14 protein-coding genes are annotated in these 20,244 nt (G+C 65.3%); 5 read left to right on the forward strand and 9 right to left on the reverse strand.

Annotation, left to right across the window (positions count from 1 at the left end):
* Window positions 1–46: 46 nt before the first annotated feature.
* Together JF515_RS14150 and JF515_RS14155 are read right to left on the reverse strand one after the other, a co-directional pair.
* Window positions 47–949, reverse strand: a complete 903-nt coding sequence (locus JF515_RS14150) for a hypothetical protein (protein WP_203105107.1) — start codon at window positions 947–949, stop codon at window positions 47–49.
* Window positions 950–1,316: 367 nt separating this feature from the next.
* Window positions 1,317–1,901 (reverse strand): superoxide dismutase, encoded by a 585-nt coding sequence (locus JF515_RS14155; RefSeq protein ID WP_203105108.1) that lies wholly within the window; start codon window positions 1,899–1,901, stop codon window positions 1,317–1,319.
* 277 nt (window positions 1,902–2,178) lie between these two features.
* On the opposite strand from JF515_RS14155, the gene JF515_RS14160 reads away from it, so the two are divergent.
* On the forward strand, window positions 2,179–3,360 hold the full coding sequence (locus JF515_RS14160) for an acetyl-CoA C-acyltransferase (RefSeq protein ID WP_203105109.1): 1,182 nt from the start codon (window positions 2,179–2,181) through the stop codon (window positions 3,358–3,360).
* 114 nt (window positions 3,361–3,474) lie between these two features.
* The gene (locus JF515_RS14165) at window positions 3,475–5,277 is read left to right on the forward strand and encodes a beta-ketoacyl synthase (RefSeq protein ID WP_203105110.1); all 1,803 of its coding nucleotides are present in this window, start codon (window positions 3,475–3,477) and stop codon (window positions 5,275–5,277) included.
* Between the two features lie 31 nt (window positions 5,278–5,308).
* On the opposite strand, the gene JF515_RS14170 is transcribed toward JF515_RS14165, so the two are convergent.
* Window positions 5,309–7,984 carry a DUF6351 family protein gene (locus tag JF515_RS14170; RefSeq protein WP_203105111.1) on the reverse strand — a complete coding sequence of 892 codons (2,676 nt, stop codon included), beginning with the start codon at window positions 7,982–7,984 and terminating at the stop codon, window positions 5,309–5,311.
* A gap of 254 nt (window positions 7,985–8,238) precedes the next feature.
* Between JF515_RS14170 and JF515_RS14175 the strand changes: the two genes are divergently transcribed.
* Window positions 8,239–10,746: a membrane-bound PQQ-dependent dehydrogenase, glucose/quinate/shikimate family gene (locus tag JF515_RS14175; protein WP_203105112.1), complete on the forward strand. Its 2,508-nt coding sequence runs from the start codon at window positions 8,239–8,241 to the stop codon at window positions 10,744–10,746.
* A 289-nt stretch (window positions 10,747–11,035) separates the two neighbouring features.
* A complete protein-coding gene (locus JF515_RS14180; RefSeq protein ID WP_203105113.1) occupies window positions 11,036–12,487 on the forward strand; it encodes a phospholipase D-like domain-containing protein in 1,452 nt (483 codons plus the stop codon).
* Here the strand turns inward: JF515_RS14180 and JF515_RS14185 are convergent.
* Window positions 12,484–12,759, reverse strand: coding sequence for a hypothetical protein (locus tag JF515_RS14185; RefSeq protein ID WP_203105114.1), 276 nt, complete (start codon window positions 12,757–12,759; stop codon window positions 12,484–12,486). The two genes, JF515_RS14180 and JF515_RS14185, sit on opposite strands and share 4 nt — an antisense overlap.
* Window positions 12,760–12,958: 199 nt before the next feature.
* Here JF515_RS14185 and JF515_RS14190 point away from each other — a divergent pair, with 199 nt between their 5' ends.
* Window positions 12,959–13,159, forward strand: a complete 201-nt coding sequence (locus JF515_RS14190) for a CsbD family protein (protein ID WP_203105115.1) — start codon at window positions 12,959–12,961, stop codon at window positions 13,157–13,159.
* A gap of 191 nt (window positions 13,160–13,350) precedes the next feature.
* Here the strand turns inward: JF515_RS14190 and JF515_RS14195 are convergent, their stop codons facing one another.
* The 5 genes from JF515_RS14195 to JF515_RS14215 form a co-directional block, all read right to left on the reverse strand.
* Window positions 13,351–14,946 (reverse strand): isocitrate lyase, encoded by a 1,596-nt coding sequence (locus JF515_RS14195; RefSeq protein WP_203105116.1) that lies wholly within the window; start codon window positions 14,944–14,946, stop codon window positions 13,351–13,353.
* A 156-nt stretch (window positions 14,947–15,102) separates the two neighbouring features.
* Entirely contained in the window at window positions 15,103–15,948 is an 846-nt protein-coding gene (locus JF515_RS14200) for a universal stress protein (RefSeq protein WP_203105117.1), read from the reverse strand.
* Between the two features lie 26 nt (window positions 15,949–15,974).
* Window positions 15,975–17,453 (reverse strand): SulP family inorganic anion transporter, encoded by a 1,479-nt coding sequence (locus JF515_RS14205; RefSeq protein ID WP_203105118.1) that lies wholly within the window; start codon window positions 17,451–17,453, stop codon window positions 15,975–15,977.
* Window positions 17,454–17,843: 390 nt separating this feature from the next.
* Window positions 17,844–19,424, reverse strand: coding sequence for a peptide chain release factor 3 (gene prfC, locus JF515_RS14210; protein WP_203105119.1), 1,581 nt, complete (start codon window positions 19,422–19,424; stop codon window positions 17,844–17,846).
* Between the two features lie 81 nt (window positions 19,425–19,505).
* Complete coding sequence (locus JF515_RS14215; RefSeq protein ID WP_203105120.1) at window positions 19,506–20,210, reverse strand: RNA polymerase sigma factor FliA; 705 nt, start codon at window positions 20,208–20,210, stop codon at window positions 19,506–19,508.
* Between the last annotated feature and the right edge of the window lie 34 nt (window positions 20,211–20,244).

Here is a 20,244-nt window from a genome sequence, read left to right on the forward strand (position 1 = left end):
GAATACCACCGGAACGCTTTTGAAGCCGTTCTTACGGTGGGCGGCGTTATCGTTCCAGGCTGTCCAGGCGGTTGTTCACCTGCAGGCGGTACTGGTCGAAGGCGCGGATGGCGTCCTCGATTTCGGAGAGGCGCTGGTCGAGCTGGGCGGCGGCGCTCTGGTTGTTTTTCAGGCTGGCGATGGCCTGCTTCTGGGTCTGGTTTTGTTGCTCGAGCTGCTTGACGGTGTCGACCACCACATCGACCTGGGTTTCCACCTGGTTGATCTGGGTGCGCCACTGGTCGCTGCTGTCGTTGACCGCTTCGATGGCGCTGGCGACTTTCTTCTGCAGTTCGTCGATCTGGCCGCGCACCTGTTTGATGCTCTGATCGTAGCCACCGACGGTCTTCTTGAGATCAGCCAGGGCGTTCTGGTTGCTCTTGAGAGCTTTCTCCACGCTATCCAGGGTTTTCTGGTTTTCCTGGATCCATTCCTTGTTGCGTTTGTTGCTGACATCCCAGAGTTTGCGGATTTCGTCGCCGTTGGTGTCGATGGCCTTGCTATGCTCGCTGAGCGTGTCGCGCAGTTTGCCGGAGGATTGGTCCAGGGATTCATCGGTGGCGGAAAGCCGTGCCTGGAGGTTTTCGAGTTGCTCGGAGGACATGCCCATGCGGGTTTCCATCTGCCCTTGCAGGCGGCTGATCTCGCGATAGAAGTAAGTGCACGCTACCGCCAGCACCACGGCCAGCACCAGGGTCAGGAAGACCCAGCCGCCTCCACCGCCGCCCCGGCGTGGTTCCGGCTGGCGCGGCGCGGGCCGGCGACCGCCTTTGTCATTGCCATTGCCGCCACCGTTGCCACCTCCGCCGCTTTTTGGCGGGCGCGGTTGTTCGCCGGCGGGCCGGCGGCGGGGTTCGTCCACGGGGACGTCGTCGATATCACCCAGTTTGACGTCGCGCTCTCGGGTCATGGCGGATTCCTGTGTGATTGGATGAAAACACGCATCTTACCTGTCCGCCGGAGTCGGCGCACGGCGGTGGGGCTTGGTGTGGGGAAAGCGGGGGAAAGTTCCACCCCAGCCGTCACGACCGTCCGGTCGACGAGATGTCAGGCGGCGGGGAGTAAAATAAGGATCGTTGATTGCGCCGGAACCTTCGGGCGCTTCCCAGCACCCGTTCCGGCGTCGAGAGCGGTTCGCAATCAAGGCGCGGCCTCGCCGGCGTAGCAGCGCTACGTCAAGAGGCCGCAACGCGGAGTGCGGGCCGCTCTCGACGCCCCGCAGGGCGGCCGCCAACGGCGGCCGCGGAACGGGTGATGGGGAGTGTCCGGAAGTTCCTTTACCCGAAGTTCTTGGCGGCGAAGTCCCAGTTGATCAGGTTCCAGATGGATTCCAGATACTTGGGACGCGCATTGCGGTAGTCGATGTAGTAGGCGTGTTCCCACACGTCCACGGTCAGCAGCGGGGTGTAGCCGTTGTCGTGGGCGATCGGGGTGTCGGCGTCGTCGGTGTTGACGATGTCCACGCCACCATCGGCGGTTTTCACCAGCCAGGTCCAGCCGGAGCCGAAGTTGCCGGCGGCCTTGGCGTTGAACTCTTCCTTGAATTTGTCGAAGGAACCGAACTTGGCGTTGATGGCGTCGGCCACGGCGCCGGACGGCTCGCCGCCGCCGTTGGGGCTGAGGCTGTTCCAGTAGAAGGTGTGGTTCCACACCTGTGCCGCCTGATTGAACAGGCCGCCCTTGGCGCTTTTGATGATGTCTTCGAGGGATTTCCCTTCGTCATCCGTGCCCTTGATCATGTCGTTGAGCTTGGTGACGTAGGCGTTGTGGTGCTTGCCGTGGTGGTATTCGAGGGTCTCCGCGGAAATGTGCGGTTCGAGAGCGTCTTTCTCGTACGGAAGCGCCGGAAGTTCAAAAGCCATAGTCATATCCCCTGACTGTTGGTCGAAAAACCATTCGGACTGTGAAATGTGGAAGCATCATAACAAGCGTCCGGGGGGTGAACCACTGAGTACACAGTGCTTCGCGGCCCGCGTTTTACCTTCTTTGACGCCTATTTGAGAATGATTGCTTTTCAAAAAAGTCCGAGTACGTATGCAAGGGGCACATGGGGACGTTCCCTCGCTTCTCAAGTAGAATGACGCCGTTTTTTCGCGTGGAATTCCACGCGGGCCCAATTTGTTTTCCGGAGGTAACAGCATGTCCAACGACGCCATCGTGATCGTAAACGGTGCCCGCACCGCCATGGGAGGCTTCCAGGGTGCCCTGGCGCCGATGAGCGCACCGCAATTGGGAGCGGCCAGCATCCGTGAAGCGGTGGCCCGCGCCGGCCTCCAGGCCACCAACATCGAGGACGTGGTGATGGGCTGCGTGCTGCCCGCCGGTCTCAAGCAGGGCCCGGCCCGCCAGGCCATGCGCCTGGCCGGCCTGCCCGATGGCACCGGCGCCACCACCGTCAATAAACTGTGCGGCTCGGGCATGCGCGCCACCATGTTCTGTCACGACATGATCAAGGCCGGCAGTCACGACATCGTGGTCAGCGGCGGCATGGAATCCATGAGCAATGCCCCCTACGTGCTGGACAAGGCCCGCGCCGGTTACCGCATGGGCCACGGTCAGGTGTTCGACCATATGTTCCTGGATGGTCTGGAAGACGCCGAAACCGGTCGCCTGATGGGCGCCTTCGCCCAGGACGTGGCGGACCAGCGCGGCATCACTCGCGAGCAGATGGACGACTTCGCCATTGAGTCCCTGAAGCGGGCCCAGGCGGCCATCGCCAATGGCTGGTTCGCCGACGAGATCGTGCCGGTGACGGTGACCACCCGCAAAGGCGAAATCGTGGTGGACACCGACGAACAACCGGGCAACGCCAACATCGATAAGATCCCGGGCCTGAAGCCGGCGTTCAAGAAGGACGGCTCCGTTACCGCCGCCAACGCCAGCTCGATTTCCGATGGCGCCTCGGCGCTGGTGCTGGCCCGGGAAAGCGTGGCCGAACAGCGCGGCCTGCAACCGCTGGCGCGGATGCTCGGCCACGCCACCAACAGCCGCCATCCCAGCGAGTTCACCGTGGCCCCCATCGGCGCCACCGAGAAACTGCTCAAGAAAGTGGGCTGGAGCGTGGACGACGTGGATCTGTTCGAGATCAACGAGGCGTTCGCCATGGTGGCGATGATGCCGATGCTGGATCTGGGCATTCCCCACGAGAAACTCAACATCCATGGCGGCGCCTGTGCCCTGGGTCATCCGATTGGCTCCACCGGTTCGCGCATCATTCTGACGCTGATCCACGCGCTCAAGCGCACCGGCGGCAAGCGCGGCGTGGCGAGCCTGTGCATCGGTGGCGGCGAGGCCACGGCGGTGGCGGTGGAAATCATCTGAGCGGCGGGTGGCGGCGGCCGTAATATCCGGTTGCAACATCAACCCCTCTGACCAATACGCAAAGCCAGCGTGGACGCCTAGAATTGACCGTTCAGTCACATTCTGGGGAGTTCTATGTCCGCCCTGCCCGTCATTACCGCCATGGGTGGCATCAATGCCGCCGGCCGTACTTCCATGCACCACGGTTTCCGTCGCCTGGTGTTCGATGCCCTGGATTCGGCCCGGCAGGAGAGCACCCTGGGCGCCCTGGCGGCGCTGACCGGTGCCTCCGGGCGGCAGGCGCTGCTCGACGGCACGCTGATCCGTGGCCTGCCCGAGGACCGGCGCCTGAACCTGGCGGTGAACGGCCATAGCGATGGGCCGGTGACCCTTGAGATGCGCAACCTGGATCTGCCGGACCCGCTGCCCGCCGGCTGGCGGGTGGAAGCAATCAACCGCCAGCGTAGCCGGGTCACGGTGCCCGCCGGCGCTGATTTGCGTGTGCCCACCCCCATCGCTCGCCGGGTGAGCGCCGCCGGCCAGTTGCCGGACGGTTTCGACCCGAGTGCCCTGTATGCGTCGCGCAACCATCCCCGGGCTCTGCAGATGGCCATCTATGGCGTCAGCGATGCCTTCGGCATGCTCGGCATTCCCTGGGAGCAGTTGCGCGGTCGGCTGGCGCCGGACCAGGTGGCGGTGTTCGCCTCCAACGCCATGGCCCAGCTCGACGATCAGGGCCTGGGTGGCATGATGCGCGCCCCCGCCCTGGGCCAGCGCACCACCTCCAAGCAATGCCCGTTGGGCCTCGGCGAGATGACCGCGGACTTCATCAACGCCTATGTGCTACGCAGCGCCGGCGGCACCGGCGGCCTGCTGGGCGCCTGCGCCACCTTCCTCTATAACCTGGAGCGCGCGGTGCACGCGATCCGCGCCGGTCGCGCGCGGCTGGTGGTGGTCGGCACCAGCGAGGCGCCGCTGGTGCCGGAGGTGATGGAAGGCTACCGGGCCATGGGCGCCCTGGCCGAGGACGAGGCCCTGGCGGCATTGGACGGCGCCGCCACCGCGGACCTGCGCCGGGCCTGTCGGCCGTTCGGCGCCAACTGCGGCTTCACCATGGCGGAATCCGCCCAGTTCGCGGTGCTGATGGACGATGAACTGGCCCTGGAGCTGGGCGCCGACATCCTGGGCGCCGTGCCGGACGTGTTCGTGCACGCCGATGGCGCCAAGAAATCCATTTCCTCCCCGGGCATCGGCAACTATCTGACCCTGGGCCGTGGCGCTCACCTGGTCCGCCAGTTGCTGGGCGAGGACGGCCTGCGCCAGGGCACCCTGGTGCACGCCCATGGCACCGGCACGCCGCAGAACCGGATTACCGAATCCCACGTCATCAACCAGGTGGCGGAGGCGTTCGGCATCCGCGATTGGCCGGTGGCGGCGATCAAGGCCTATGTGGGGCATTCCCTGGGCAGCGCCGGCGGCGACCAGCTGGCCGCCAGCCTGGGTACCTTCAACGATGGCATCCTGCCGGGCATCGCCACCGTGGACCGCTTCGCCGATGACCTTCACGCCGACCGGCTGTCGCTGTCGATCACCCATCAGGAACGACGCCCCTCGGCGGCACTGCTCAACTCCAAGGGCTTCGGCGGTAATAACGCCACCGCCGTGGTGTTGTCGCCGGACAGTGCCACCGAGCTGCTGCGCCGACGCCACGGCAAAGCGGCGCTGGACGGCTGGCGCGACCGGGTGGCCGCCACCCGGGACGCCGCCGCCGACTACGACCGCCGTGCCCTGGCCGGCCAGGTGGTGCCGGAATACCATTTCAACGACGGCGTTCTGAACGGCGACGACCTGACCGTCACCGACAAGGACATTCGCCTGCCGGGCTGGGACCAGCCGCTGACGTTCCAGGACGACCGCGGCTTCGACGAGTACCGTTGAATCGCGGTCGGACGACCGCGATACGCCATGATCACATCCCCACCTGAAACGCCGGCGCGGCCCAGCCGTCACGGGAGTCGCCGGCGCTTTCGTCTTTCATCGGTTCACCGCCGGTGATCACCTTGTCGGCATCGCCGTAGCCCAGCCAGGTCAGGGTCGGTACCCGGCCCACCGGCGGTTGTGAGTAGTCGCAGACACCGTCCGGAAAGATTTCACTGACGCGGGCCGCGAACGCCTCGGAACTGAACACCCCTGTCAGCGGATTGACCGGATAATCCGCCGGGTCCACCGGTCGCAGGGCGCATTTGTTGGTGAGCGTGGTGACGTCGTCGCCGGCCACGGTGCGCGGCGTGCCGAAGCGGGTTTGCACCAGCAGTTGTTGCAGGTCCACCACCGGGTCGGTGAGCGCCAGCAGCGGGTCCGCCAGCTCCAGCAGTGGATTGAGAATCGGGCCCAGCAGGCCGTCCAGGCCCAGGGACCCGCCCACCGTGTCCACCAGCCCGTCCACGTCCAGGCCGCACAGTTGCCCGGTGACCGCGTCCACCACCACGCCCAGCTCCGAGGGCGGCGGCGGCAGCAGGCCCGGGTCGAGGCCCGGAAGGATCGGGTCCGGGTACAGCAGATTGCCGGTGAACGGCACGATCGGCCCGTCGGCGCCCAACAGCGATGACACCGACAGGCAGCGGTCGCGGGCCTGGATCGGCTTGTGCGCCACCACCTTGTCCGCCACCGGCGCCTCGCCATCGTCCGCTTCGATGTCGGCCAGCCAGCGGTCCATCACCAGTAGCGCCTCGGTGGTGTAAACGGTGTCGCCGGCCAGCGGGAAGGCGCCGTACCAGATCACCTGATTGTCGGCATGGCCCTGGGCGGCTTCCAACCGGGCGCGCATTTGCCAGGAATGGTAGGCGTCGTGGGCCAGCCCCGGGTCCGGCCCGCGCAGATCGATGATCGGCACGCTGGCCAGGTGCTCGGCGGTGTTGATGGCGCCGGTGCGGTAGGCATTTTCCAGGGTTTGCGGGTCGGCCAGGGTGCGCGCCGGCTGCGGATCGATGTCCACGTCCAGGCCGCCGATATCCCGGTTCAGATTGATGAACTGGTCGCCGCTGATCAGCCCCTGCTGCAACGCGCGCAGCCCATACTGCACGCCGGTGTTATCCAGCGGTATACCGGTGAAGCCCCGCGACAGCAGCGACTCGTTGGCGCTCCACACTTCCGGCGGGCGGGTGCCGAACTGGTTCTTCATGTAATCCAGCAAGCCGCAGCGCAGCCCGTCCGGAGCTTCTTCCTTGTCATACACGGTGACGCCTTCCTCCAGCCCCGGGCAGTCGTCCTGGTCCGGATAGGCGGACGGGAAAAACGCCAGATCGGACACCACCGGATTGAGCGGCAGATGGCCGTAGAAAGCGGACCACTGGGCCACCGGGATCACGCCGGAGCCGAGCAGCCGGCTGATCACCGAGACGAAATCCTCCGGCCCTTCCGGGATCTGGTTGCCGAAGTAACGACTGAGCAGGTTGTAGTCGGCGAACTGAGAAGCGGTGGTCCACACATCCGGGTAGGAGCACTGCACGATCAGCCCCTGGTAGATACCGGGGTAGGCGTTGGCGATATGCTGCTGGGCGATGGCGCCGCCGGAACAGCCGGTGCCGATGGTGTAGCGCAGCTCACCGTACTGCTCGACGATCCGTTCCTTGGCCATCATCAGCGATTCGGCGGCGGTCACCAGATTGACGTTGTGGCCCAGATTGGCCTGGGCTGTGGACAGGGTCATGAAGCCGCGCCCCAGCGCCACGCTGATGCTGTCGCCCAGCAGCAGCTCGGCGCCGTCCGGGGCGGTGCCGGCGATATCGCCGTTGGGCGGCGAGCCCATGCCGAAGCTGACGCCCACGTTGCCACCGTGATGGATCAGCAATTTTCCGTTCCATTGATCCTGGGGCGCGGTGGCGGTCCAGGGTTCACCAGGCCGGTAAAGCGTCATGATCTGGTAGCGGTCGCGGTTCTGCACACCGGTTTCCACGCGCACGATGAACGGCACCTCCACGCCTTCGTCGGTGGTCACCGTGGCGATGTCCCCGGCGGCCGGCGGCTGTGCCGGGTCATAGTCCAGGAAGCTGGCGGGCAAGCCCGGGTTCATCGGATCGAAGCCGGTGATCAGTGCCTGCAGACGATCGGCGGGCACGTACTTGAAGCGGTACTCCGCCGGCTGATTGCACTGCGCGTCCACCGCCGCCTCGTTGGTACAGCGCCAGGGCTGGACCTGCGGCCCGGAAAACACCGGCCCGCCATTGGGGTGATTGATCACGGTGCGGTCGAGCACGGTGTCGTCGGCGAGCACCATGCGCAACCGGTTCTCGCCCAGGGCGAGGCCGCTGACCAGGCCCTTGACGGCGCCGTCGGTGCCGGTCGCCCAGGTCACCGTGGCCGGTTCACCGTTGACCAGCAGGCGGGCGCCTTGCAGGTTGGCCGGGTCCCCGGCTTCCACGCGAATCAGGGCGTCACCGCCGCTGATCAGATCCGCGCGGTTGGAAAGCACCTGGACGCGGCCCTCGCCGGCCTCCGGTTCCGGGTCCGGCTGCGAGGGGGTCGGCGTGCCGCCACCGTCGTTACCGCCGCCGCTTGCAGCGCCGCTGGAGGAACCTCCCCCGCCGCCACAGGCGGTCACCGTGAAGAGCGCCGCCAGCAGGGCGGCCATGGTCGTTTTTTTCATTGTTATGACTCCTGGATTCAGGCCGGTCACCCGGCAGAATTCCAGTGTCGGCGGCGGGCGATAGGAACACTATTGCGCAACCGTTGCGTCCTGGTTACACCGGTTAAAGCTGTGTTACACGGCGACGGCGGCAAATTTAAAAATTGGTTAAAAAGCGGGAACCCGGCGGAAGCGTATAAGGTGTTGACCCTCTTTCGTGGTTACAGTGACCGGCTAAGGATGGCCCGGAAACAAACAAAGGAAGGAGTCGCATCATGGCCGATCACGCTCGCAAGCGGGACCTCCCCCTGATGTTCATCGGCGTTCTGGTGGCCCTGGTCGGCGCCGCCTTTATTGGCGGTGGTGGCTGGCTGGCATCGCTGGGCGGCAGTTGGTACTACCTGATCGCCGGCCTGGGGATGCTGTTTTCCGGCGGCTTGCTGGCCGCCGGCCGGCGTCTCGGGGTCACTCTGTACGCCCTGGTGTTCGTCGGCTCCCTGCTCTGGACCCTGTGGGAAGCCGGCGCCAACGTCTGGGGCTGGATTCCGCGCATGGACGTGATCGCTGGCCTGGCGGTGCTGGTCGCCCTGGTGGCGCCACGGGTGCGCGACGGGGTGGCCCGTGGCGCCAGCTACGGCGTCGCCGGGCTGCTGGTGCTGGCAGTGGTGGCCGGTTTCGGCCTGGTGTTGATGCCGTTCGGAGTGAGCCACCCGAACCCGGTGCCGGCGCCAGGCAGCGCCGCCCTGGGCACCCATGTCGGCCAGGACCAGACCGCCGACCGCCCGGAACCGGGCGACTGGCCGGCCTATGGCGGCGACCACGCCGCCCAGCGCTATTCCACTCTGGAGCAAATCAACCGCGACAACGTGGGCGAGCTGAAACGGGCCTGGACCTATCGCACCGGCGACCTGCTGGAGGAACGCTGGGGCGCGGAGACCACGCCCTTGAAAGTGGGCGACGATGTGTTCCTGTGTACATCACGCAACATCCTGATCTCCTTGGACGCCGCCAGCGGCGAGGAAAACTGGCGCCATGACCCCGAGGTGTCCAAGGACGCCATCCCCTACACCGCCGCCTGCCGGGGTGTTACCTACTATGAGGTGCCGCCGGGCGGTCGCGACGGCAATGAAGCCGGCGGCGACGCGCCGGACAACGACGGCGACCACCTGGTGGCGGCCAGCGGCGAAGCCGCCGCCCGGCGCACCGGTAACGTCGACGACGGCGGCGCCTGCGCCAAGCGCATTTTTTCCGGCACCCTGGACGGCCGCCTGATCGCCGTGGACGCGGCCACCGGCGAACCCTGCCAGGACTTCGGCGACGGCGGCCAGGTCGACATCAAGAACAACATGGGCGAAACCCCACCGGGTTACGTGTCCATCAACTCGGCGCCGGTGGTCGTCCGCGACACCCTGATCACCGGCCATCAGGTGCTCGACGGCCAGCGCCGCGACGCGCCCTCCGGCGTCATCAAAGCGTACGACGCCATCACCGGTGAACTGAAATGGGCCTGGGACGCGGGCCGCCCGGACCACAGCGAACCGCTGACCGGCGATGCGATTTATACTCGCGGCTCTCCCAATATGTGGACCACCGCGGTGGGCGACAACCAACTGGGCCTGGTCTATCTGCCGATGGGCAATTCCGCCGCCGATTACTGGAGCACGCCGCGCAGCGACGCGGAAAATGAATGGGGCACGTCCCTGGTCGCCCTCGACGTAACCACCGGCAAGCCGGTGTGGCATTTCCAGGTGGCGCACAAGGACGTGTGGGATTACGACCTGGGCTCCCAGCCCACCCTGCTGGATTTCCCCACCGACGACGGCCCGGTGCCGGCCCTGCTGCTGCCCACCAAGCAAGGCGAGGTGTACGTGTTCAACCGGCGCACCGGTGAACCGCTGGTGGACATCGAGGAGCGACCGGTGCCCCAGGGCGGCGCCGAGCCGGAACAACGCAGCGCCACCCAGCCGTTCTCCAACTATCACTCGCTCAAACAGCCGGACCTCACCGAACATGACACGTGGGGCATGACGCCCTTCGACCAGATGTACTGCCGCATCCAATACCGCCAGGCCGACTACCGGGGCATGTACACACCGCCCAACGCCAACCGGCCCTGGATCGAATTCACCGGCTACAACGGCGGCTCCGACTGGGGCAGCGTGGCGCTTGACCCGAACCGGGGCGTGATGATCGCCAACTACAACATCACCCCCAACTACAACCGGCTGGTGCCCCGGGAAAAGGCCGATGAATACGGCTGGGTACCGCGTGAGGAAAAGGAAGGCGGCGACCACGGCGGCGCCGAGGGCCAGGGCGACCCGCAGGCCGGCACGCCCTACGCCATCGACGTCAACGCCGGCTGGCGCGTCAAATGGACCGGCCTGCTGTGCAAGCAGCCGCCCTATGGCGGCATCCGCGCGGTGGACGTGAAAACCGGCGAAACCCTGTGGGACCGCCCGTTCGGCACCGCCCGCGCCAACGGCCCCTGGGGCATTCGCAGCGGTCTGCCGATCACCATCGGCACGCCCAATAATGGCGGCGCCGTGGTCACCGCCGGCGGCCTGATCTTCATCGCCGCCGCCACCGACGACCTGATCCGCGCCATTGATATCGAAACCGGCGAGACCGTCTGGCAGGACGCCCTCCCCGCCGGCGGCCAGGCCAACCCGCTGATCTACGAGGCGGACGGACGCCAGTACCTGATGATCGTCGCCACCGGCCACCATTTCATGGAAACCCCAAGCGGCGACTACGTCATCACCTACGCCCTCCCGGATCGGTAGGAGCGGCATCGCCACTGAAGCGGAACGCCGCCCGGCCGCTCCTACACCAACCCCCACCCTACGGAGCCGCACGGGACGCTACCTCGAAGCGTCTCGGTGTGGGCCCCTTTCCGGGAACGCCGTGAACCCGTCCCTGGGGGCTCCCGGTTTGACATCCTGTCAAACAGGGTCCCGGAAAGGGGCCCACACCGAGACGCGGCCCGGATGGAGAACCCAGGACGCGGGCGCTTGCGGCCCACACCCCCGAACAGGTAGCTTTACCCCCTTCGCCCGCTGGCCCCAAAAACCCATGAAAAAACGCCACCCGATCCGCGTGCTTCTGCTTCTACTGCTTTCCGCCTGGCTGCTCACCGCCCTCTATCACCGCTACAAGCCGCTCCCGGAGGACGTGGGCCGGGCCTGGCCGGCGCGCGACGCGCGAAACCTGGCGCTGCTGGCCGACGACACCTGGGTCGACGCGAACGCCGACGACGACCCGGCACGCCATTATGACCAGGCGATCTTCGATGAATTCTTCCGCCTTATCGGCCAGGCGGAAAAACTGGTGGTGGTGGACATGTTCCTCTACAACAACATGGCCGGCGCCACCACCGACAGCCTGCGACCACTCAGCGAGCAGCTCACCGAAGCCCTGGTAACCCGCAAACGCCAGCGCCCGAACCTGCGCATGGTGCTGATCACCGATCCCTTCAACACCCTGTACGGTGGCGTGGCCGCGCCGCATCTGGAGCGCCTGCGCCAGGCCGGTGTGGAGGTGGTGTTCACCGATCTCAACCGGCTGCGTGATTCCAACCCCACCTGGTCCGGCCTGTGGCGGCTGTGCTGCCAGTGGCTCGGCAACACCACACAGGGCGGTTGGCTGCCCAACCCCACCGGCGACGGCAAGGTAACCCTGCGCACCTATCTCACCCTGATCAACTTCAAGGCCAACCACCGCAAGACCCTGGTGGTGGACGAGGGCGACCGGTGGACCGGCCTGGTGACCTCCGCCAATGCCCACGACGCCAGCAGTGCCCACTCCAATCTGGCGCTGCGCTTCAGCGGCCCGGCGGCGCTGGACCTGCTCCATTCGGAGTTGGCGGCGGCACGTTTCTCCGGCGCCCGGCTGGGGGATGACTGGCCCATGCCGCCGGAACAAGACGCCCCGGAAAACGGCGCCCGCCTGCGGGTGCTCAGCGAAGGCGCGATCCGCGACGCCCTGCTGGACGCGGTGAACGGCGCCCGCGCCGGCCAGCAGCTGGAGGTGGGCGTGTTCTACTTGTCCCACCGACCGCTGGTGGAGGCCCTGGCGGCCGCCCGGGAACGGGGCGTACGGCTGCGTCTGCTGCTGGACCCCAACAAGGATGCCTTTGGCCGCGAGAAGAATGGCGTGCCCAACCGCCAGGTGGCCTGGGAACTGCACCGCGCCGGCGTGCCGATACGCTGGTGCGCCACCCACGGCGAGCAATGCCACACCAAGATGCTGTTGCGCCACGGTGGCCAGGGGCCGGCCATGCTGATCCTGGGTTCGGCCAACTACACACGCCGCAACCTGGACAATCTGAATCTGGAAACCAGCGTGGAGCTGGTGGCGGATGCCGCCAACCCGGCGATTCGCGCGGCCCGGGAGACGTTTCAAAAACGCTGGTCGAATCCGGACGGCGAGGTGTTCAGCCTGCCCTACGAGGCATTCGCGGACGACTCCCGCTGGCGCTACGGGCTGTACAGAGTGATGGAGTTCACCGGCTGGTCCACGTTCTAGTCGTGGCGCCAAAGGCGGGCGCTGACGGCGCCGTTGATCAGCCAGGCCAGGACCACCAGGGCCCAGGCCGCCGGCCAGCGCTGGGGCTCGGGCAGCAACTCTCCGGCGGGCACCGCCAGCAGGAACAGCGCGCTTTCGACCGCCGCCAGAGCCAGCGGCGCGGTCAGGGCGGCGCGGCGGTGCAAGGTCACGCCCAGGGCGCCGAGCAAGGCCCGGCCGCCGCTTAACGCCAGCCAGATCACGATGATGCCGCCCGCCAGTACCGCCGCCATGAATGCCTCTCCTTCCGCTGGTCACGCCGAATTCACGCCGCGCCCCCGTCCGCCGGGGCCGCGCGGCGCCCATGATGGGGCCAACGCCCGCCGCCGGCAAGTACGATAAAAACTGCTAAATCTTTATCTCACCCCCTTACGGACCGCCTCCATCAGCGCATACTGAAGGCTCCGAAATCGTTACCGCATGGAGGTAGTAATGAACAGCGACACGCTGAAAGGCCAGTGGAAACAGTTGAAAGGCGATGTGAAAAAACAGTGGGCCAAGTTCACCGATGACGACCTCAAGCAGATAGAGGGTCACAAGGACAAGCTGGTGGGCAAGATCCAGGAGCGTTACGGCTCCACCCGCGAGGACGCGGAACGTCAGGCCGATGAATGGCTGGGCAAGAAAGGCTGACGGGAGCGGACATACAGGAACGGCTGAAGAAACCGCAGGAGCGACCGTAGGAGCGACTTCAGTCGCGACTGAAGTCGCTCCTACAGCCTCTCCCAGGGCGCGTTAGCACGGCTTTCACAGCCTGAACCAAGCAACATAAAAAAAGGGCGGGGTCCGAGGACCCCGCCCTTCTTTTTTAACACCGAACCGTATTAGCCGAACTGGTTCATGGTGTTGTCTTTACCCGCTGCTTTCAGAGCGGCTTCACCAGAGAAGTACTCTTTGTGGTCATCACCGATGTTGGAACCGGCCATGTCCTGGTGCTTCACGGTGGCGATGCCACGGCGGATTTCCTTGCGCTGAACGCCGGCGGCGTAGGCCAGCATGCCTTCCTCACCGAAGTAGCCTTCCACCAGCTGGTCGGTGGACAGAGCAGCGGTGTGGTAGGTCGGCAGCGTGATCAGGTGGTGGAACACACCGGCTTCACGGGATGCCTTGGCCTGGAACTCCTGAGTCCAGCGGTCGGCTTCGGCGGCCAGATCGCTGTCGTCGTACTTGGCGTTCATCAGGTCGGCACGGTCGTAACCGGATACGTCCTTGCCTTCTTCCTTCCAGGCATCGAATACCTGCTGACGGAAGTTCAGGGTCCAGTTGAAGGACGGGCTGTTGTTGTACACCAGCTTGGCGCTCGGCTCTTGCTCGCGGATGCGATCGACCATGTGCTTGATGTGAGCCACGTTCGGGGTCGGGGTTTCGATCCACAGCAGGTCGGCGCCGTTTTGCAGGCTGGTGACACAGTCCAGAACCACGCGGTCGATGTTGGTGCCTTCGCGGAACTGGAACAGGCCGGAAGCCAGACGGGTCGGCTTGAGCAGCTTGCCTTCGGATTTGATCACCACGTCGCCGTTGTTGATCTGCTCGGGCGAGTCGATGAACTCGCCATCCAGGAAGCTGTTGTACTTGTCGCCCAGGTCGCCCGGCTCGTTGGTCACGGCGATCTGCTTGGTCAGGCCGGCGCCTTCGGAGTCGGTACGGGCAACGATCACGCCATCGTCAACGCCCAGTTCCAGGAACGCGTAGCGAACGGCGTTCAGCTTGGCGATGAAGTCGGCATGGGGAACGGTCACTTTACCGTCCTGGTGACCGCACTGCTTCTCGTCGGAAACCTGGTTCTCGATCTGGATGCAGCAAGCACCGGCTTCGATCAGCTTCTTGGCCAGCAGGTAGGTGGCTTCCGGGTTACCGAAGCCAGCATCGATGTCGGCGATGATCGGCACAACGTGGGTTTCGAAGTTGTCGATCTTGCTGATGATTTCTTTCTGCTTGGCTTCGTCGCCCGCTTCCTTGGCGGCGTCCAGGCCACGGAACAGGTGGTTCAGTTCCCAGGCGTCGGCTTGCTTGAGGAAGGTGTACAGTTCACGGATCAGGTCGGCGACGGCGGTCTTCTCATGCATGGACTGGTCGGGCAGCGGACCGAACTCGGAACGCAGCGCGGCGACCATCCAACCGGACAGGTACAGGTAGCGGCCCTTGGTGTTGCCGAAGTATTTCTTGATGGAAATCATCTTCTGCTGACCGATGAAACCGTGCCAGCAACCCAGGGACTGAGTGTACTTGGAGTTGTCCGCGTCATACGCCGCCATGTCCTCGCGCATGATCTTCGCGGTGTACTTGGCGATATCCAGATGCGTGTTGAAACGGTTCTGCAGACGCATGCGGACAGCGGATTCCGGGTTGATGTCGTGCCAGGTTTTGTTGGCACCAACCACGGAGCTCAGTGCTTCGATCTCTTTGAGGTACTGTGACATGGTCAATCCTTGTCAGTAGAAGAATGAACACCGAAGCCGCCGGTCACGCGGGGGCATGCCCCGCCCGACGCCGACTACCGATGCCGCGCATTCTAGGAGCGCGTTTCTCATAAAAACAATCAATCTTGATGATAACCGGTATTCGCGCGATGAATGTCACCTCAGAATCAGGTGCGGCACCCGGGCATGGCGGATCAGCCGGTCGGTGGTGCTGCCAATCAGGAACTCACGGATTCGCGAGTGCCCGTAGGCGCCCATCACCACCAGGTCGAGATCGTGCTCCTCCTGGTAAAGGTGCAACTCCGTTTCCACATCCCCCTTCAGGGCCGCGACGGTCACCGGGTGCCCGTTGTCCTCCAGGCGCCGCGCCGCCCAGGCCGCGCCTTCCCGATCCCGCTCGGAACCGTTCACCTGCACCAGGTGACAAGGCAGCTCGCGCAGCAGCGGGCTGCTGGCGATCAGGCGCACGCCGTCGCGCATGGAGGGACTGTTGTCGTAGGCGAGCATCAGCCCGGTGGGCGCCTTGAACGCTCCCACCGCCACCAGCACGGAGCGGTCCACGCCACGAATCAGTTTCTCCACATTGTCGCCGATCCGGTCGTGGCCGGGGTGATCGGTGCCCTGTTTGCCGATCACCAGCAGGCGGGTCTCATCGTCCAGCTCGCGCACCGCGTCGAGCAGCTTGCCATGGCGCTGGCGCAGCACCGGCGTCGGCTGGCCGGCCGACGCCAGCCGCTCCTTGGCCGCCTCCAGCAGCGCCTTGCCCTCCTCCAGGGCCAGCCGGTTGCGGCGTGCATCCAGGTCCGCCAGCTCCTTGAGCAGGGCTTCCCGGGTGCCCAGACCAATGCTGCCGCTCAGGTTGGGCTCGCTGGGGTAGCGTTCCTCGTCCAACACGTGCAGCAACATCAGGGGGGCGTCCAGGCGCCGGGCCGCCCAGGCGGCGTGGTCGCAAATGGTGTCCGCCGCGGCGGAACCGTCGATGCAGGCAATCACATGACTCATGGTCGATCCTCGAATCCGGGGGTGGCTCAGTGGCCGCCCATCATTTTTTCCACGGCGTCGGGCTTGTCGTGGACGGCGTACTTATCCACCAGAGTGGCGCTGGCCTCGTCCAGGCCGATCACTTCCACCTCGGTGCCTTCGCGGCGGAACTTGATCACCGCCTTGTCCAGGGCGCCGATGGCGGTGATGTCCCAGAAGCGGGCCCGGTGTACGTCGATGGTGACTTTTTCCAGCCCTTCCTTATAGTCGAACGCCGCCAGGAAACGGTCCGCCGAGGTGAAGAACACCTGCCCCACCACCTGGTAATGGCGCTGGTAACCGGCGTCGTCCGCCTCGCTGGACACATAGAACACCCGGCCCACCTTGTTGGCGTAGAACAAAGCGCTGAGCAGCACGCCGATGCCCACCCCGATGGCCAGGTTGTGGGTGAACACGGTCACCGCCACGGTGACCAGCATCACCACGCTGCTGCTCGGCGGGTGGCGACGCAGGTTAAGGATCGACTCCCAACTGAAAGTGCCGATGGACACCATGATCATCACCGCCACCAGGGCGGCCATGGGAATCCGCGACACCCAGTCGCCCAGGAACACCACCAGCACCAGCAGCACCACCCCGGCGATCAACGTGGACAGCCGGGTGCGACCGCCGGATTTCATGTTGATCACCGACTGACCGATCATCGCGCAGCCGGCCATGCCGCCCAGGAAGCCGGAGGCGATGTTGGCCATGCCCTGGCCCCGGCATTCGCGGTGCTTGTCGCTGTCCGTGTCGGTGATGTCGTCGACGATGGTGGCGGTCATCATCGACTCCAGCAGCCCCACCACCGCCATCGTCAGCGACACCGGGAAGATGATGCGCAGGGTCTCCAGGGACAGGGGAATATCCGGCAGCAGGAACACCGGCAGGCTGCTGGGCAACTCGCCCTTGTCACCCACCGTGGGCATCTCCAGGCCGAAGTACACCGCCACGGCGGTGAGCACCAGAATGCACACCAGCGGCGACGGCACCGCCCGGGTCAGCAGCGGGAACAGATAGATGATGCCCAGGCCGGCGGCGGTCATGGCATAGACGTGCCAGGTGACGCCGATCAGCTCCGGTATCTGGGCCATGAAGATCAGAATCGCCAGGGCGTTGACGAAGCCGGTGACCACCGAGCGCGACACGAAGCGCATCACCGTGGCCAGCTTGAAGAGGCCGAAAATGATCTGCAGCACCCCGGTGAGGATGGTGGCGGCGAGCAGATACTGCAGGCCGTGCTCGCGCACCAGGGTCACCATGAGCAACGCCATGGCGCCGGTGGCGGCGGAGATCATTCCCGGCCGGCCACCGGCGAAGGCGGTGACCACGGCGATGCAGAACGAGGCGTACAACCCCACCTTGGGGTCCACCTCGGCGATGATCGAGAAGGCGATCGCCTCCGGAATCAGGGCCAGCGCCACCACGATACCGGAGAGCACATCACCACGGAGATTGGAAAACCAGTTTTCTTTCAACGGCAGCAAAACGGAATCCTTTTAACAGCACGGAACACGACGACGGCCACGCCGACGCGGCAAACCATAAACAACAAAAATGACGGCCGGGCGGCCGGGATACGCCGTCACGGAAGGACGGCCGACGATAGCCACTCAGAGTGGCCGGGGGGCGGGAACGCTAGGGCGGATTGGACGCCATGAACATATCGAAATCGGGGTCGGTGCAAAAGAGGGCGGCGAGTCTAGCACAGCACGCGGGCATGCAACATGCTTGCGCGCATACACGCTTGCACGCTAAACCCGGAGCTGGAAGGTTCGGTGTGTTTCCTGAACGGCAGGAAACACACCCCACCGCTCAGGATGAGGGGGTAGCGTGCAAGCGTGTATGCGTGCAAGCGTGTTGCTCGCGCTTGCGCCTCAGATCTCGCGGGTTTCCCGGAAGCGGATTTCCGGGTGGCGTTCCTGGGCAAGCTGCAGGTTGACGCGGGTCGGCGCCAGATAGGTGAGGTGGCCTGCGCCGTCCCGGGCCAGGTGCTCGTAGGCCTTGCGCTCGAAGGCTTCCAGCTCGCGGTCGCTGTCCGCCTCGGTCCAGCGGGCGGTACTCACGTTGACCGCCTCGTAGCGACAGTCCACGCCATACTCCGCCTTCAGGCGGGCGGCCACCACATCGAACTGCAGGGTGCCCACGGCGCCCAGAATCACGTCGTTGTTGCGCAGTGGGAAGAACACCTGGGTAGCGCCTTCCTCCGCCAGCTGGGTGAGACCCTTGTGCAGTTGCTTGCTCTTGAGCGGATCATTGAGCACCACCCGCTGGAACAACTCCGGCGCGAAGTGCGGGATGCCGGTGAAGCGCAGCTCCTCGCCTTCGGTGAAGGTGTCGCCGATCTGGATGGTGCCGTGGTTGTGCAGGCCGATGATGTCGCCGGCGTAGGCTTCCTCCACGTTGTCGCGCTCCCCGGCCAGGAAGGTCAGGGCATCGGCGATGCGCACATCCTTGCCGGTGCGGCACTGCTTGAGCTTGATGCCCTTCTGGTACTTGCCGGAGCAAATGCGAAGGAAGGCGATGCGATCCCGGTGGCGCGGGTCCATGTTGGCCTGGATCTTGAACACGAAGCCGGTCATTTTGCCTTCGTCGGGTTGCACCTGGCGGGCGCCGCCGTCGCGGGGCTGGGGCGGCGGCGCCCAGTCCACCAGGCCGTCGAGCATATGATCGACGCCGAAGTTACCCAGGGCGGTGCCGAAAAACACCGGCGTCAACTGGCCGGCCAGGAACCGCTCAAGGTTGAATTCGTGGCTGGCGCCCTGCACCAGCTCCAGGGTGTCACGCAGTTCCTGGGCATAGTCGGCGCCCACCGCCTGGTCCAGCTCCGGGTTGTCCAGCCCCTTCACCTCGCGCACTTCCTGCACGGTGTGGCCCTGGCCGGTCTTGTACAGCACGGTGGTATCGCGTAACAGGTTGTAGACACCCTTGAAGCTCTTGCCCATGCCGATCGGCCAGGTTACCGGCGCGCACTCGATCTTGAGCACGTCCTCGATTTCATCAAGCACCTCGATGGGATCGCGCACGTCCCGGTCCAGCTTGTTGATGAAAGTGAGGATCGGCGTGTCGCGCAGCCGGCACACCTCCATCAGCTTGACGGTCCGTTCCTCCACGCCCTTGGCGGCATCGATCACCATCAGCGCCGAATCCACCGCCGTCAGGGTGCGGTAGGTGTCCTCGGAAAAGTCGGCGTGGCCGGGAGTATCGAGCAGGTTCACGGTGGCGTCCCGGTAGGGGAACTGCATCACCGAGGTGGTCACCGAGATGCCCCGTTCCTTCTCCATCTCCATCCAGTCGGAGGTGGCGTGCACGCCGCTCTTCTTGCCCTTGACGGTGCCGGCCATGCGAATCTGGTTGCCGTACAGCAGCAACTTCTCGGTAATGGTGGTCTTACCGGCGTCCGGGTGGGAAATGATGGCGAAAGTGCGCCGCTGGTGAATCTCGTCGCTGGGGTTCATAGAATCCTCGGTCTGCGTCGGCGCGCATTGTACAACCGGGCCGGGAAATCTTGTAGGAGGGGGGATGCCGGACGCCCCACCTCAACCAGATTCGGCGAGCCGGGCGCGCAGGCGACTGACCGCCTGGCTGTGCAGCTGACAGACCCGGGATTCGGTAACACCGAGCACGGCGCCGATTTCCTTGAGGTTAAGCTCCTCCTGGTAGTACAACGCCACCAGCAGCTTCTCGCGCTCCGGCAGGGCCTCGATGGCGGCGGTCAGGCACTCGCGTTGCCGGCCGTCCACCAGGGCGGCGAACGGCGACGGCGGCGCGCCGCTGCCGGCTTCCGGCTCACCCCGCTCTTCCACCATTTCCTCATAGGGCAGCAGGTAGCCGTTATTGGTGTCGGTGAGCAGTTGCTGGTAGTCGGCCAGCTCCATGCCCATCTCGGCAGCGATTTCGCGTTCCTCCGGCGGGCGCCCGAGACGCTGCTCCAGACGGTGCACGCATTGGTCCAGGTTGCGGGCATTACGACGCACGCTGCGCGGCAACCAGTCACGGGTGCGCAGTTCGTCGATCATGGCGCCACGAATGCGCTGGCTGGCGAAGGTGGAAAAGCTGGCACCGGCGTGGGGGTCGAAACGACGCAGGGCGTCCAGCAAACCGACGGTACCGGCCTGGATAAGATCGTCCAGGTCGATACCGGCGGGCAGCTTGACCTGCAGGGCCAGCGCCTGGCGTCGCACCGCCGGAAGATGCTGTTCCAGCAGCGCCTGGTGATCGATTTTACCCTGTGCCGTGTACATGAAGTTCTCCGCAAGGGGCGCCGGTGACTGCTTT

It is taken from the genome of Alloalcanivorax marinus (assembly GCF_016785095.1).
Lineage (GTDB): Bacteria > Pseudomonadota > Gammaproteobacteria > Pseudomonadales > Alcanivoracaceae > Alloalcanivorax > Alloalcanivorax marinus_A.